This window comes from Zunongwangia sp. L-65 (assembly GCF_056859415.1).
Map to the genome: position 1 here is coordinate 57,507 of NZ_JBSXOK010000084.1, position 16,257 is coordinate 73,763.

Annotated in this window: 14 protein-coding genes; 8 read left to right on the forward strand and 6 right to left on the reverse strand. The window is 35.5% G+C overall.

Translation table 11 applies throughout. The annotated features are described in order from the left end of the window. Positions 1-84: 84 nt before the first annotated feature. The 3 genes from AC13DP_RS21600 (at position 85) to AC13DP_RS21610 (ending at position 2,507) form a co-directional block, all read left to right on the forward strand. Positions 85-921, forward strand: coding sequence for a hypothetical protein (locus tag AC13DP_RS21600; RefSeq protein ID WP_483068454.1), 837 nt, complete (start codon positions 85-87; stop codon positions 919-921). A 255-nt stretch (positions 922-1,176) separates the two neighbouring features. Further along, on the forward strand, positions 1,177-1,782 hold the full coding sequence (locus tag AC13DP_RS21605) for a DapH/DapD/GlmU-related protein (protein WP_483068455.1): 606 nt from the start codon (positions 1,177-1,179) through the stop codon (positions 1,780-1,782). Next, the gene (locus tag AC13DP_RS21610; RefSeq protein ID WP_483068456.1) at positions 1,779-2,507 is read left to right on the forward strand and encodes a carbon-nitrogen hydrolase family protein; all 729 of its coding nucleotides are present in this window, start codon (positions 1,779-1,781) and stop codon (positions 2,505-2,507) included. Before AC13DP_RS21605 ends, AC13DP_RS21610 begins: the two co-directional genes overlap by 4 nt. 27 nt (positions 2,508-2,534) lie before the next feature. Here AC13DP_RS21610 and AC13DP_RS21615 read toward each other — a convergent pair whose 3' ends face one another. The 6 genes from AC13DP_RS21615 to msrA form a co-directional block, all read right to left on the reverse strand. Then, positions 2,535-7,025 carry an ATP-binding cassette domain-containing protein gene (locus tag AC13DP_RS21615; protein WP_483068457.1) on the reverse strand — a complete coding sequence of 1,497 codons (4,491 nt, stop codon included), beginning with the start codon at positions 7,023-7,025 and terminating at the stop codon, positions 2,535-2,537. A 93-nt stretch (positions 7,026-7,118) separates the two neighbouring features. Beyond that, on the reverse strand, positions 7,119-7,712 hold the full coding sequence (locus tag AC13DP_RS21620; RefSeq protein WP_483068458.1) for a hypothetical protein: 594 nt from the start codon (positions 7,710-7,712) through the stop codon (positions 7,119-7,121). Then, complete coding sequence (locus AC13DP_RS21625; RefSeq protein WP_483068459.1) at positions 7,702-8,181, reverse strand: RNA polymerase sigma factor; 480 nt, start codon at positions 8,179-8,181, stop codon at positions 7,702-7,704. Before AC13DP_RS21625 ends, AC13DP_RS21620 begins: the two co-directional genes overlap by 11 nt. A 231-nt stretch (positions 8,182-8,412) precedes the next feature. Beyond that, a complete protein-coding gene (locus tag AC13DP_RS21630; protein ID WP_483068460.1) occupies positions 8,413-8,589 on the reverse strand; it encodes a hypothetical protein in 177 nt (58 codons plus the stop codon). Positions 8,590-8,762: 173 nt separating this feature from the next. After that, a complete protein-coding gene (gene folE / locus AC13DP_RS21635) occupies positions 8,763-9,359 on the reverse strand; it encodes a GTP cyclohydrolase I FolE (RefSeq protein WP_013071967.1) in 597 nt (198 codons plus the stop codon). Positions 9,360-9,368: 9 nt separating this feature from the next. Further along, on the reverse strand, positions 9,369-9,908 hold the full coding sequence (gene msrA, locus AC13DP_RS21640; protein ID WP_013071966.1) for a peptide-methionine (S)-S-oxide reductase MsrA: 540 nt from the start codon (positions 9,906-9,908) through the stop codon (positions 9,369-9,371). Between the two features lie 180 nt (positions 9,909-10,088). Between msrA and AC13DP_RS21645 the strand changes: the two genes are divergently transcribed. The 5 genes from AC13DP_RS21645 (at position 10,089) to AC13DP_RS21665 (ending at position 16,246) form a co-directional block, all read left to right on the forward strand. Further along, entirely contained in the window at positions 10,089-10,748 is a 660-nt protein-coding gene (locus AC13DP_RS21645) for an ABC transporter ATP-binding protein (protein ID WP_483068461.1), read from the forward strand. 49 nt (positions 10,749-10,797) lie between these two features. Next, positions 10,798-11,562 carry a TIGR02757 family protein gene (locus AC13DP_RS21650; protein WP_013071964.1) on the forward strand — a complete coding sequence of 255 codons (765 nt, stop codon included), beginning with the start codon at positions 10,798-10,800 and terminating at the stop codon, positions 11,560-11,562. A 94-nt stretch (positions 11,563-11,656) separates the two neighbouring features. Further along, the gene (locus AC13DP_RS21655; RefSeq protein ID WP_483068462.1) at positions 11,657-12,868 is read left to right on the forward strand and encodes a GAF domain-containing sensor histidine kinase; all 1,212 of its coding nucleotides are present in this window, start codon (positions 11,657-11,659) and stop codon (positions 12,866-12,868) included. A 202-nt stretch (positions 12,869-13,070) separates the two neighbouring features. Continuing rightward, positions 13,071-14,996 (forward strand): BatA domain-containing protein, encoded by a 1,926-nt coding sequence (locus AC13DP_RS21660; protein WP_483068463.1) that lies wholly within the window; start codon positions 13,071-13,073, stop codon positions 14,994-14,996. Further along, on the forward strand, positions 14,993-16,246 hold the full coding sequence (locus AC13DP_RS21665; RefSeq protein ID WP_483068464.1) for a dihydroorotase: 1,254 nt from the start codon (positions 14,993-14,995) through the stop codon (positions 16,244-16,246). Before AC13DP_RS21660 ends, AC13DP_RS21665 begins: the two co-directional genes overlap by 4 nt. The last annotated feature ends 11 nt before the right edge of the window (positions 16,247-16,257 follow it).

Sequence of the window (16,257 nt, forward strand, 5' to 3'; positions counted from 1 at the left end):
ATAGCGAAGAAAAACTACTGATCACAGGGAAGATAAACAGATAAATATGTATTTTTATATGAGTATCACCAGTTAATATCAATCATGAAAAGACTATTCCTATTATTATCCCTGATCACATTTTCATTAAATGCGCAGCAGAAAGAAACTGTGGATTTGAAATGGACAATAGCAGATACACTTACTTACAAAACATTAATGCAAGATACTATTTCTGACGAAAGTACTGAAAAAACTAAAAGTGATTCGATTTTGGTTAAAATGAGCGATATGTTTAAGGCGATGCAAAAGCAATTCTCCAATTTAAAATACGAAACAAAACTTTTCCCTTCCAAAAACGGCAATGTGGACATTATTATGATGTTTAAAAAAGAACAAGCAGATACCACCGAAAATGTATTTTCAGGATTAGCTAAAATGAATGAAAATGTAGTTTTAAGGGGCAAAGTGAGTCCTGAAGGAGAATTATTGAGTTTCTATTATGAAGAGGATCAAAAAAACCTGATTTCAATGTTATTTGAACTTCCCACTGAACCTGTTGCTATTGGTGATGAATGGGAGTTGAAAGTTAATATGATTTCGCTAAAACAAAACTTTAAAGCAGACACTCTTTACAAGAACAATATTGTAAGACTTAAAGATGTAGAAATAAGAAACGGCAATAAAATTGCGGTAATAGAGTATGATCTCGAAGAATACGTTTCTGGAGATTTAGGAAACGTAATGATGACTATGTTCTCAAAAGATCAATCTGATAAAAAAACGTTTATGAAAATGTCTTATAAAGCAACAGCCGAATTTGATTTAGATAAAGGCTACTGGGTTGTATATGATGGAATTATGGATATTGAAACAAACTTTTCACTTATGGGAATGAGTGGCAATAAAAGAACCGTGTTTAAATTAATCCCTGAAAAATAGCTGTGACAATATCAGGAATAACACATTACAAGTTTTTCCAGAAAAATGTGATTTAGAATAGCAGCCTGCTTAAAATTAAATTATTGTTTTGGATTGGGTCGTGACTAACTGCCGTTAGCGATTATTACCGAGACACTTCCCCCTTCAAAAAATAATATTTATTTCGATACTCAATTGGTGTAAGTACGGTAATTTTTTTAAACACAGACCATTCTTTTTTGATCTTTATAAATTACTAATTGAGAATTCTAAACTATGATCGACCTAAACCAATACATCGAAAATCCTAAAGTGGCAATATGGCAAGCCAATTATTGGCAACCCTGGGAAATAATAGACAATTTAGAAAATATAGTATTGCAATTTTTAAAAACGATTGGGAGCGACTATAAAGTAAAAGACAGGATTGCTATTCACGAGAAGGCTACTATTGAGCCTGGTGTAACGCTAAAAGGACCATTAGTTATAGGCAAAAATAGCTTTATTGGTGCTAACGCCTATCTTCGAGGACCTATTTTTTTAGGCAACTCGGTAAAAATTGGCCCGGGTTCTGAAATAAAACAGTCAATAATCCTGGACCGTACAGCTATTGCCCATTTCAATTACATTGGCAATAGTATTCTAGGACAAAACATAAACTTTGAAGCAGGTTCTATATGTGCCAATCATTACAATGAGAGACAAGACAAGCAAATTTATGTAAAGCATGAACATGTGATTATCGATACAAAAACTGAAAAATTTGGTGCCTTAGTTGGAGATCACTCTAAAATTGGGGCCAATGCGGTGTTATCACCGGGAACGATTTTAGAAAAAAACAGTATCGTAAAACGACTTGAACTGATTGAACAAATAAAATGAAAATTTGCATCACTCAAACTGAACCTATCAAAGGGGATATCAATAGAAATATTGAAAAGCATCTTCAATTTATTGAGCGCGCCATTAAAAGCAAAGCAGATGCTATTATTTTTCCTGAACTTTCCCTGACAGGTTACGAACCTGAACTTGCTAAAAATTTGGCAACCGATATCAATGACCAAAGACTTGATGTATTTCAAAAGATTAGCGATGATAATCAAATATTAATAGGTGTTGGTCTACCTACCAAAATTGGAAATGGCACATGTATTAGTATGCTTATTTTTCAGCCTAATAGTCCGATAAAAATCTATTCCAAAAAGTACTTACATCCCGGGGAAGAAAAATTTTTCGTGCCAGGAGAAAATCTACTTCCCTTTAACTATAAAAATAATAAACTTGGATTTGCCATCTGTTATGAAACCTCTATTCCTGAGCATTCCAAAAAGATATATGACCAGGGAGCCAATGTTTATATAGCCAGTGTACTCAATTCTATAAACAGTGTGGATAACGATATTCGCCGAATTTCAGCTATTGCAGAAAAATATCAGATGACTTCATTTATGTCAAATTTTGTGGGAACCTCTGGAGGTTACCGATGCGCCGGTAAAACTTCAATCTGGAATAACCAAGGTAAGCTATTAGAGCAATTAAACCCTGTAAATGAAGGAATTGCAATAATAGACCTTAACACCCAGGAAACCACTAAAATTCAATTATAAAAATTGACCTAATCATTTGCTCTTATCTTACCTCAACACCACACCAACGCCTATTTTCTCTAATAAATAAGAATTATGATCGATTACTAAAAGATCATTATGCTCACTCAATTGCTTTAATGAGTGGTATAACAAATCAATATCTGCATAATGTAAGCCTATGCTGGGTTCGTCCAGTATCAACAATTGATTCTTCGTTTTGGTCTCTAACCAGTTATTTAACAACAAACGCTGTTTTTCACCCGAGGAAAGCGATTTTACGGTTTGATCAAGTCTTACATGAGAAAGACCAATTTTACTAAGAGCAGTCAATTGCTGAATAGCCTTTGCCGTACCTGCAAAGTCAGCAAACCAATCCTGCAATTCCGAGAGCTTCATCGATAGAATAGCAGCTACATGCTTTCCGGCTATCTTATATTGTAAAATTTCATCACGGTAACGTTTGCCTTCGCAAACATCACAGGTTTCAACATGCTTGGCGGCAACATCGAGACTAGTCGTTACTACACCTGTCCCCAGACAATTAGGACACTGACTTGTTTTATTCTTATAAGAAAAGTCTTTGGCCTTCCCCCCGGTTTCTTTAGCAAAAACCCTGGTAATCACTTTTAAAATAGCTAAATAATCAACCAATAAGGTACTATTGTACGCCCGTAGTTTTGTAGGTTCAAAATAATCGGCTCCTGCATATTCTTTTGGAAAATGAATGTTTCTACAATAAAAAGCTTGCTGTTGTTGTAAACTTGGTATCACTATTTCTTTCACCAATGTAGTTTTTCCTATGCCTGATTTTCCAGTAATAGCTGAAATACCTCCTACCGGAATTTCCAGCTGTTCCTTCTGTAGCCCATGTCTTGCTATTCCTTCAATTTTAATGGCTTCTTTTCCCTTCTTTAATTGCAGCTTTTTACTTTTTGCTTTTACATACGGATGGCATATATCAGAACGAAGATAATCAGCTGCACTTCCCTGAAAAGTAATAGCTCCTCCCAAACTTCCAGCTTTAGGACCTATTTGTACTAAATGATCTGCCGCCAGCATAATGTCTTTATGATGCTCGATGACAATCACCGTATTGCCTTTGGTCACTAGCGCTTTCAACAAGCTAATCAAATCGGCAATATTATTTTGTGACAATCCAGCCGAAGGCTCATCCAGTAAATACGTAACTCCCTGTAAAGGACTATTCAGTTGTTTAATAAGTGATACCCTTTGCTGCTCTCCGCCACTCAGAGTGTCTGATTTTCGATTTAAATGCAAGTGATCAATGTGTAACTGTTTTGCTCGTTTCAAAGTAGCCTTTAAATGTGTATGTAGTTTTGAAATTAATTCGGTATCAATCTCATCGGTTGGTTTTGCATTACGTAACCAGTTTTCAAATTCATATAAACTTTTGGATTTTAAATCTAGCATGGAATGCTGGGCTATTTTGATCTCCAAGCGTTCAGGCTGCAATCCGCTCCCTTTGCAATGACTGCAAGTTTCAGGGCTCAGTAGCGCAAGCATATGTTGATTGTGTTTGTTTTTTCTTACCAGAAAATATTCATCCATCAAATAGGTAAACAAACCTTTCCAAACCATTTTAATTTGCTGTTTTCCTTCCCGGGATTTGGTTTTAAACGCCCAGGTGGCTTCCCAGGTTTTATCAGGTATACCATAAAATAACAGATCTTTCTGTTCCTTATTCCATTGTTTAAAAGGAGTATTTAAATTAAAACCATAAGCCTTCCCTATTTCACTAACAATGGCCATATACTGCCCGCCTGCCTGTCCGTAGTAACTCAAGGCCTTGTTGTGCTCAAAAAGTCCGTCTGCAATACTCCGTTCTTCATCTAACACGATTTTAAATATATCTGGCAACATTTCTTCTCCTACCCCATCACAAACGCTGCACTTTCCAAGTTCATGAGCATTTGAAAAATGACTTGCCGACCATTCCTTACCTTCATACTGCGCTTTACGCGAAAAAGAAAAACGTAAACTTTTATCGATATCGGTCTGCTTAGCTACATCAGAACGTTGTGAAAATTGGTGATTTTTACGCGTAATACAAATGCTAGGGGTTAAGCCGGTGATATGATCTACTTCAAACTGATAATCAATCCCAACCCTGTTTTGTTGATAGCTGGAGAATTGTTTACTCATTTCCTGCAATCCATAACCGTGAAGCGTATCGATGACCAAAGAAGATTTCCCGGATCCGGAAATCCCTGTAACCACAGATAATTTTTGTTTTGGAAAACTAACATCCAGATCTTTTAACGCATGGGTGCGCGCTCCTTTTATCTCAATAAAATTGGTAGCAGATGGCTTAGCAATTACTTCATCAGAAGTGTTTATGGCCTCCGAATTATTTATCCAAACATCACATTGCGCTTGAAACAATGCATGATTTTCAAAACATACAATTCCAGAGGTTTGTTCTTTTAATTGCTGCAAAGCTTTTAGTAATTGTGCTACATTTTGCTGATGTAAGCCAATGCTGGGTTCCTCAAGTAACAAAATAGTTTGTCTGGTGGGTTTTGCAAAGTGTTTGGTCAATTTTATGCGTTGTGCTTCTCCTCCACTTAACGTATTTGAAGGTTGCCCTAATTTTAAATACCCTATTCCCAAACGCTGTAATAAAGCCAGTACGCCACATAGTTTCTTTTCTGCCTTAAAGAACTCGTAAGCTTCGGAAATACTAAGGTTATAAATTTCTGAAATATTCTTCTTATTCCAATGTACCTGTAATACTTCTGGCTTAAAGCGTTTCCCATTACATGCAGGGCAGGTTTGATTGATCGTTCCCATCACACTCATGGAAAGGCTGATTACACCTGCACCTTCACAACGGGGACAACGACCGACTTTGTTGTTAAAAGAAAAGGCACTTTTCTTTAACTGAAGTGCTTTGGCTGCATCGGTCTTCGCAAATAGATCCCTGATTTTATCGGCAATTCCGGTATAAGTTGCGGGATTGCTACGAGGTGTTTTTCCTATAGGTTGATCTGACACCGTAAGCATTTGTAAATCTTGCTGTTCGCTATAAGTTTTAATCGCATCTAAAACCGTGGCTGTTTTTCTACTAACTACCGCTAATTTATTTTTAGCTGGTTGAAAATCGGTTTCTGAAACCTGCTTTTGTTTTTTATTAATTTCCGGCTCAGGAGAATGTAAAGCCGATAATGTGGGACTGTCTATAGCTTCCGTCTGCAGGAATTCGGTTCGTTTCCCATTAAAGATGATTTCACCTCCATTAATTCCGGCTTTAGGCCCCAATTCAACAATCCAATCTGCTTTCCGAATCAAATTTAAATCATGTTCTACAACCATTACTGTATTACCACGGCTTATCAAACGTCTCAAAATTTGATATAGATGCTGCTGATAGGCCGGGGACAAACCAATAGAAGGTTCATCAAAAACATATAAAATGCCCTGCAGACTACTATTCACCTGTTTGATAAGTTTGATACGCTGCCCATCTCCACTTGAAATATCCATACTGGAAGTGCTCAATCGATAATGGTCCATTCCTAAACGAATCAAATCATCCAATTGCGTACACAGTTTATCCACAAGCACCTGTTCACCAGCCTCATATCCTTTAGACTGCAACTTCTGATACAGTTCATCTAATGGCAATTCCATCCATTCCTTAAAATTCAACCCTTTCCAGCGATACTTTAAATGCGCTGCCTTGATTCGTGCACCATGACAGCTGGGACAGGTTTTAGAACTGGCAAATCGTAGAATACTGGGATTCCTATCCAACCTAAGAATATCGCTCATGATAGGTAAAATACCTTTGTAATACCCGATTTCCCGAGGCTTGGCTTTAAAACCTTCCCAACGCAGTCGTGATTCTAAACTATGTTTTCCGTAATACACCTGAAGGCGATCACTACCGTTCCAAATCACATTTTTCTGCTCCTGCGTTAAATCTTTCCAGGGAATATCTACGGTAAATCCATGCGCTTCACAAACTTTATTTAACTCCTCTACCGTAACCTGAGAATATACGATATAGCCATTTGGTAAAGTGGTTACAATAGCACCCTCACGCAACGTTTTATTTTCGTCTCCTACTAATTTTGCTATATCAATATATTCTGCTTCCCCTATTCCTCTACAGATTTCGCAGGCTCCTTTTGGATGATTGAATGAAAATAGCGACTTACTCATACTTCCAGTCGTAGAATAGCGAGCGAATAAAATTCGGAAAATGGGTGTTAGCTCAGATAACGTACCAAAAGTAGCGTTGATTGATTGAAAACGCTTTGATTGTTCTACTTTGATTACCGGTGGCAACGCGGTAATATCATCTACTAAAGCCGTCGGAATGGCCGTAGCATTTTGTTGATTATAGGCCGGCAGGCTCTCTAAAAAATACCGATAGCCTTCATTACCAATCACCCCCATTGCTAATGAAGATTTTCCTGAACCGGAAAGACCGGTAACCACAATCAATTGATTTTCAGGAAAGTTTAAAGATATATTTTTGAGATTATTATGGTAGGCGTTTTGAATGCGCATGTAGAACTTTCTTTTGCTTTTAACTTTCAAAGATATGAGAATATAAACACCTACAAGATCAAATGCTAAAGCTTTCCGGCACAATTTATAATTCTATTTTTCTTCGCTTTCTAAATCCTTTACAATTTGATCCAGTTTCTTTAAAAGCTGTCCATAAACAACTTTGGTGGAAGCTAAATAAGAGAATAAACTTATTCCGGCTATACTTGTATAAATTAGGCCGGCTAAAATCACTTTTTTAATAACGGAAATCTCAGTTATCGTATTTAAATAAATTTCAGCATCGTGAAAAATAACCCACAATTCGACCACTATAAATAATGGAATAACCAGGCCTGTGAAAATAGTATAGAACCGCTTCTGATCTTTAATAAAAAGTTGATTGGTTTTCATATAATGCCCTACATCTTCTGATGGATTTATATTTTTTAGTTTCGCGATCGTATTTCGGTTTAACAGATATAGAAAAAAGATAAATCCAAAAGCTAAAAGGGCACCTATGTATTCTTTATACAAAATCAATAACCCGACCATCATTACGCCTATTGGGATTAAACTGAAATTATCTTTTTTTAAATATTTTATAATTTTCTGAAACCAGAGTTTAGATTCCCTATTATAAAAATCGATATGCTTAACATTTCCGTGATCTCCATTTTTCCAGATATTCTCGATACTATTTTCCATAAATTATTGCTTTAAGTTTTGTTTTAATGCGATTAATTCTTGCGCCGATAGTAGTTATATTTAATCCACTTACTTCGGCTATCTCTTTATAAGACTTGTCTTCTAAATATAAAACGATGATCCCTTTATCTACTTCCGGCAATTTTCGGATCGCCATATAAAGCATTTGCAGTTCCTCATCCGTAAAAGCTTCAGATTCAGTAATTAAATCATTATGAACAAACCCGTTGATTGCTCCATGCTTCTTTTGCTTTTTCAGCATTGTCATGCAAACATTCAGTGTTATTCTATATATCCAGGTAGACCATTTTGATTGTTCTCGAAAATTGTCCTTACTCTTCCAGATTTGGAGGCAGACCTCCTGAAAGTAATCCTCAAAATCAAATTCGTTATCGGTATATGCCCTACAAAGTTTAATAATCATCCCTTTATACGGCAGGATAAACTTTATATAAAAATCTTCACTCAAAATTGTTGTTTATCTTATAGGTAATCACAAAATGAAGTTTATTACCAATCTCTATTTATTTAAATTCAATCTAAATAATTTTCAATAAGCATTACGCAGTAATATACATCCATGGTTTATTTCGGTATGTTGGAATAACGGTTCTATTACCCCATTTCGTAAAAAATAAAAACAAAAAAGCCTGTCTGAACACATCAAACAGGCTTTTTCTTCATTAGATTAATTTTCTATTTACCAGCTTTCAACTTCTATGGTTCTAACCTGTTTTCTAGGTTCCTTTTTAAAAACGAAGGTATATACATACATTAATGTAAATGTTGGTATAATATCTGTAAAAGGTAAAATTTCCTCAATAAATACTATAATTGAAGCCAGTTTACCATTTTTACCTGGGTACATTTCTCTCATTTTACGAACTGCAAACGGCGCCCATAAAATATCTAAAAAAAAGGACCAATAACAGGAATACCGATAGTTAACATACCAATAGCATCCAGCATTAATCCCTTCAAAAATAATTTATCTTTTAGCATCTTTTTTAGTGTTTATTCCATTTATAAAAGCAAATAAGATGCCAGTTTTTAGGAAAGGTCTGAGCTGATGAGTTTTAAAAATTCGTTTCTGGTTTCTATCTTTTCAAACTGACCTCTAAAACCTGATGTGGTTGTGGTGCTGTTTTGCTTTTGTACACCGCGCATCATCATACACATGTGTTGTGCTTCAATTACTACAGCAACGCCCTGCGGCTGAAGCGTTTTATTTAAACATTCTAAGATATCGTGCGTTAATCGCTCCTGCACCTGTAACCTTCTCGCAAAAACATCAACTACTCTTGGCAATTTACTTAAACCTACAATATGTCCATTAGGGATATAAGCAATATGGGCTTTGCCAAAAAACGGTAGCATATGATGCTCGCAAAGTGAATATAATTCAATATTCTTTACGACCACCATTTCATCATAGTCTTCCTTAAACATGGCTTTCTTCAAAATCTTTTCAGCATCCAATTCATATCCCTGTGTAAGGAACTGCATGGCTTTTGCTGCTCTTTCGGGTGTTTTTAAAACACCTTCCCTATCTGGATTTTCGCCCAGTTCTGTAATTATTTTTTTATAATTATCTTTTAAGGAATCGGTAACTTCTATAGAGTATTCTTCGAAACTTTGATAAGCCATATCGGAATTTTATTTCTTTAATTTATCGGCAAAAAGTGATCGCAATTTATGGATTTTTGGATCGATAATATATTGGCAGTAGGGCTGACTGGAATGTTGATTGTAAAAATTATGATGCTCTTCTTCAGCTTTATAAAAAGCAGAGGCTTCGGTAACTTCAGTAACAATAGGATCTTTAAAAACTTCCTGTGCTTCCAGTTCTTTAATAACCTGTTCTGCAATTTGCTTCTGCGCATCAGAATGGTAAAAAATAGCACTACGATATTGTGTCCCTACATCGTTTTGTTGGCGGTTTAGAGTGGTAGGATCGTGGGTAGAAAAGAAAATTAATAACAGTTCCTGAAAGCTAATAACTTTAGGATCGTAATTAAACTGAATGCCTTCTGCATGCCCTGTTCTACCGGTCACTACCTCTCGATATGGCGGATTTTTAATCTCACCTCCGGTAAATCCAGAAATCACGTTACTTACCCCTTCCAATCGCTGAAAAACAGCTTCGGTACACCAAAAACAACCCGCTGCCAGGGTTGCTGTTTCTTCCTTCTTCATAAACTAATGATTTGTTCAAATGTAAGATTTACTACAAAGATCACATAGGCTATTTGACTTATTTTAGCATATACAGGTATAAATATTTGTTATCAAAATAGGTCCTGTGCATAATTAATCCTATTTTAAACTTGGGGGGTGTTATTAATTTGGCTAATTTTCGAGCACTTTACAGAGCACATGATAACAATTGAAAATATTCATAAATACTATGGTGATTTACATGTCTTAAAAGGTGTAGATCTTCATATTCAAAAAGGCGAAATTGTCTCGATCGTAGGAGCTTCGGGTGCCGGAAAAACCACGTTACTTCAAATTTTAGGTACTTTAGACCTCCCTGAAAAAAATAAAAATTCAAAACTGTTTATCAACGAAACTGATATTTATGGTCTAAGCCCCAAGAACTTGGCAAAGTTTAGAAATGATCACATAGGTTTTATTTTTCAATTCCACCAGTTATTGCCAGAATTTACTGCTATAGAAAATATTTGTATCCCTGCTTATATTAAAAACACTCCAAAAGTTGAAGCCGAAAAAAGAGCGATGGAATTGTTAGGGTTTTTAGGTCTAAAAAAAAGAGCACATCATAAACCATCGGCTTTAAGTGGCGGTGAGCAACAACGTATTGCCGTAGCCAGAGCACTTATGAATAATCCTGCCGTTATCTTTGCTGACGAGCCTTCAGGAAATTTAGACAGTGAATCTGCCGAAAATCTACATCAGTTATTTTTTAAGTTAAGGGACGAGTTTGGTCAAACTTTCGTTATTGTTACGCATAATGAAGAATTAGCCGATATGGCTGATAGAAAGCTTACTATGGTAGACGGTGAAATTGTGTAATTTCTCAATTAATTTTCGACTGAAGCAATAGTATATAAAGATTAGGTTTTTGAAGAAAAGCGAATTAAAAGAATTTCTGGATTTTAAGGTCAATCAATACAACAATCCGCAATTTATAGGCACTGATCCCATCCAGATTCCGCATCAATTCAGTAAAAAAGAAGATATTGAAATTGCAGGTTTTTTGGCTGCAACTATTGCCTGGGGCAATCGTAAAAGTATCCTGAAAAATGCCAATAATCTTATGGAGCGTATGGAACATGCTCCCCATGATTTTATCCTTAATTTTGGCGAGAAAGACCTCGAATCTATGGAAGGTTTTGTACATAGAACCTTTAACAGCATTGATCTTTGTTATTTTATGCTGGCACTTCAGCATATTTATAATAATCACGATGGCCTGGAAGCTGTTTTTAGCAAACATGCTTCGGCGAACTCCCTCCAACCGGCAATTCATGAATTCAAGAAAATCTTTTTTGAACTCCCACATGAAAGACGTACCCAAAAACATGTAAGCGATCCCCTAAAAAATTCTGCAGCAAAGCGTATAAATATGTACTTACGCTGGATGGTAAGAAGAGATCACTGCGGCGTCGATTTTGGCATTTGGAAATCTATTTCCCCATCAAAACTCTCCTGCCCACTCGATGTCCATTCAGGTAACATTGCCAGGAAATTAAAGTTATTAAAGCGTAAGCAAAACGACGCTAAAGCTTTGGCCGAGTTAGATGTGGTATTGCGCAAACTGGATCATCAGGATCCTGTGAAATATGATTTTGCCTTATTTGGTTTAGGTGCATTCGAAAAATATTGATCTAAACATTAAACTATTTTCTAAAATATTTGTTAATTTACTTTAACAATTAAAAATTGTTTTAGTTCTGCCTATCAAAAATTGATAAATCTATATGATTCAGCCTGCTCAACCTATCAATGAAAAAGAACGCTTAAATGCTTTAAGCTCCATTGAACTCATAAAAGATATTCCTGAAGAGGAGTTTGATAATATTACCCAGCTGGCCTCCTATATTTGTAAAACACCAATATCTGTAATTACCATTGTAGAAGATGAAAAAAACTGGTTAAAATCGAATCACGGTGGCCCGCCCATTACAGAGGTTGAAAGAAAATACTCGCATTGTGGCCATGCGATTTTAGAGCCTGGTATTTTAATGGAGGTAGAAGATATGCGTAAAGATTTAAGGTTTTACGATAACCCCTTTACTACCCATCCAGAGTCTCCCATACTTTTTTATGCGGGGATGCCATTATTAGACAACGATGGTTTTGCTCTGGGCACCTTATGCGTTTTAGATACTAAAAAGAATAAGCTTAACGATGCACAGAAAAAAGCCTTAAAAAATCTCGCAAAACAGGTTGAAAAACTATTTGAACTGCGACGTAAAAATCGTTATCTAGAAAAAATAAAACAAGAATTAGATGATCACAATACCTTATTAAAAGATTTTGCAGGTGTGGTTTCTCACGATATGAAAATGCCACTTGCCAATATGATTATTACAGCAGACCTTATAAAAGCGCGTTATAAACATAATGTGGATGAAAAAGGCCAGGAATTACTGCTAAATCTTAAAAAATCTGCTCTAAAATTAAGTGATTATATAAACGGGATTTTAAACCATTACGAAAGTGATCGCATTGTAGCTTCAAAAGAAGTAGAGTTTGATCTTCATCATCTTTTAGAGGATATCATAGATTTGCTCAATATCAATGACAGATGTGAAATTAATTTCCCTGCGGAAAATATATTTCTGAAATGTAACCGGGCAGCCCTAGAACAAATTTTTATCAACCTGATTAATAATAGCATTAAATACAATAACAAGGAAAAAATTATTATTGATATTGAAAGCGCTATAGACGAAAATCATTATTATTTTACCGTAACCGATAACGGAATTGGTATTCCTGAAGATCAGCTCTCTAATGTTTTCAAATTGTTTAAAACGCTTTATATTACCGATCGTCAGGGAAATCAGGGAAATGGAATTGGTCTTTCTACCGTCAAAAAACTGGTAGAATCACTCCACGGTAACATCAGTGTCTCCTCGGTACTTGGTGAAAGTACCAGCTTTAAATTTGATATCAAACGCGCTTAAACTAAACTTACTTCAAAAAAGAGATTTACGGCACGTTTTTACATCAAACTCATTGTAAGACGAGGCGAGAATACATTTGATGGAAATCATTAATTTCGAGGCATCCCGATAACTCTCGGGACGGGAGTCCAACATTTAATCTCGATTATCGAGTTTTCCTGCACCACAATTTCTTTATATTTGATAAATCTTAAAAACCGGTATGCAGTTTAAACATCCAGAGCTCCTTTATGCACTAATTTTACTGGTTATTCCCTTTATTGTTCACTTATTTAAACTTCGTAAATTTCAGAAAGAGGCTTTTACGAATGTAAAATTTCTTAAAAAAGTAGTTCAGGAAAACCGTAAAAGCAATCAACTAAAAAAATGGCTTATTCTAATCGCCAGAACTTTAGCACTGGCTTTTTTGATTCTGGCATTTGCACAACCCTTTATCCCTTCGGGCAAAACCTCCCAACAAAGTACAACCACCCTGCTCTATCTGGATAATTCGTTCAGCATGCAATTGCGTGGTGAACATGGCCCAATGTTGCCATATAATATTCAGCAAGTTATAGAAAACAGCGAGGAAAAACAGACCTTTGGACTATTTACTAATAATAACGACTTCGGAATTATTTCACCTGTTGAAAATCAAACCGAAATCCAGGAGATAGATTATAGTCAAAATTCGTTGAACTTCAACCAGATTAATTTAAAAGCCCGCCAGTTTTTTAAACAACATCCTGCTGATGTACAGCGATTGGTTTTGGTGTCTGATTTTCAGCAAAATTTGGGTGACTTACATCAGCTTGAAAATGTCGAATATCATTTTATAAAAAATAAAGTACAAAATATCGCTAATATGAGCATTGATTCGGCTTACGTTATCGATAAGAAATTAAATCAGGCTACGTTAAAAGTGATTTTTAGTAATAATGAAAAGCTAGATCGAGATATTCCTATTAGTCTAAGAAACGGTGAGCAAATATTGGCTAAAAAAAGTATTAATTTTAAAGACAGTAAACAGCAGGAAATAGAATTTCGTGTACAGGCGGAAGAAGTAGAAAATGGCGTCATCGCAATTGAAGATAACGGACTTTTTTACGATAATGAATTATTTTTTAGCTACGCGGAAACGCCTAAAATAACTGTTGTAAGCATTTCAGGAAGTGATAGCGATTTCTTTAAACGAATTTTTACTCAGGATCAATTCAATTACAGTAATTTTGAAGAAAGTGAAGTTGATTTTAGTGCTTTTAGCGGTGCAGACTTAATTATTCTAAATGAAGTAGAGCAGATAAATACAGCTTTACAAAATCAGATTTTAGAAAAATCAAAACAAGGAATGCCCATATGCATCATCCCGGCTTCCAATCTTCAGATCCAAAATTACAATCCGTTTTTATCAAATCTCGGTTTACCGACTATTCAGAATAAACAAAATCGAGAATTATTGATTACTGAAATTGCCTTTCAACATCCATTATTCGAGGCTACTTTCGAAAAAGAAATCAGTAATTTCCAATATCCCGAAGTACGTAGTTTTTATAATTTTAGTTCAGATATATCAGCGGCTTTGAGTTATCAAAATAACAAAGCTTTTTTGATGAATTCTGATCATAACTATTTATTTTCGGCACCCGTTAATCAGCAAAATTCAAACTTTCAAAATTCGCCATTAATCGTACCCGTTTTCTATAATTTGGGAATTTCAGCCTTAAAAATGCCCGACTTATACTTTGAAGTCGGTCAGGAAAATACATTCGACGTAAACATGGCAGGAAATAGTGATCAGGTGGTTGAAATTCAGCAAAATTCAGCAGAGAGTTTTATTCCACTTCAACAAAATACCTCCAGTAAGATCACTATAACGACTACCGACTTACCTGCAAAAGCGGGAAATTTTATGCTCACCTATCAGGAAAATAAAATTTTACCGGTTAGTTATAATTATCCCAGAGGCGAAAGCGATCTTAATTATCTGGATATTAATGACTTTAAAGATGTGGAACAGCAACCCAGTCTAAATACTTTTTTTGAAAGCGCAAAAGCTGCCCAACAAATCGATGTGCTTTGGAAATGGTTTGTTATTTTTGCATTGATCTTTTTAACCATAGAAATGCTCCTCTTAAAATTCTTTAAATGAAGCTACTTATAAAATCTGCCACAATCGTAGACCAGCAAAGCGATTATCATTTAAAACAAGCCGATATTTTTATAAAAGACGGCATCATTATAAAAATCGGAAATTCTATTAAAGAAAAGGCCGATAAAGAAATTAATATCCAAGGATTACACGTTTCTCAAGGCTGGTTTGATACGAGCGTAAGTTTTGGAGAACCAGGTTACGAAGAGCGTGAAACCATCGAAAACGGATTAAAAACAGCGGCATTTAGCGGTTTTACCGATGTGGTACTTAATGCACATAGCAATCCTACGATCGATAACAGTTCTGCCATTCATTCTATTAAAGCTAAAGCACAGGGAAATGCAGTAAATTTATTACCTACCGGCGCTTTAACGGTTAAAACCGAAAGTGTAGATTTAGCCGAACTTTACGATATGGGTAATGCCGGTGCGGTAAGTTTTGCAGATTATAAAAAACCAGTAAGCAATCCTAATCTTCTAAAAATTGCATTGCAATACGCTCAAAATTTTGACGGACTGGTACAATCATTCCCTTTAGAAAAGAAAATTGCAGGTAAGGGAATTGTCAACGAACACCATAATAGTACTCTTTTAGGCTTAAAAGGAATTCCAAATCTTGCTGAAGATTTACAAATTGCCCGCGATTTGTATCTTTTAGAATATACGGATGGGAAACTGCATATTCCAACTATTTCTACAGAAAAATCGGTTGCACTTATTAAAGAAGCCAAGAAAAAAGGACTGGACGTAACCTGCAGTGTGGCCATCCATAACCTGATTTTAACAGACGATTTACTTAGCGAATTTGATACCCGGGCAAAAGTACTGCCTCCGCTAAGGACAAAGAAAGACACAAAAGCCTTAATTAAAGGATTAAAAGAAGGTACGATCGATTTTGTGACCAGTGATCATGATCCTATTGATATAGAGAACAAAAAAGTAGAATTTGATAATGCCAGCTACGGAAGCATTGGATTAGAAAGTGCCTTTGGTGCTCTACACACTATTTTTTCTACGGAAGAAACTATTGAGATTTTAACTCGCGGAAGATCCCGCTTTAAATCTGAAAATATAAAAATAGCCGAAAAAGAAACGGCAAAATTAAGCTTCTTTTTACCCGAAGTAAAATACACTTTTGAAAAATCAGATATTCTTTCTACTTCACAAAATAGTATCTTTTTAGGGCAACAGTTAAAAGGAAAAGCGATTGGTATTTTTAATAATAATCAATTAATTATCGCAGAATAAATAATTCTAGA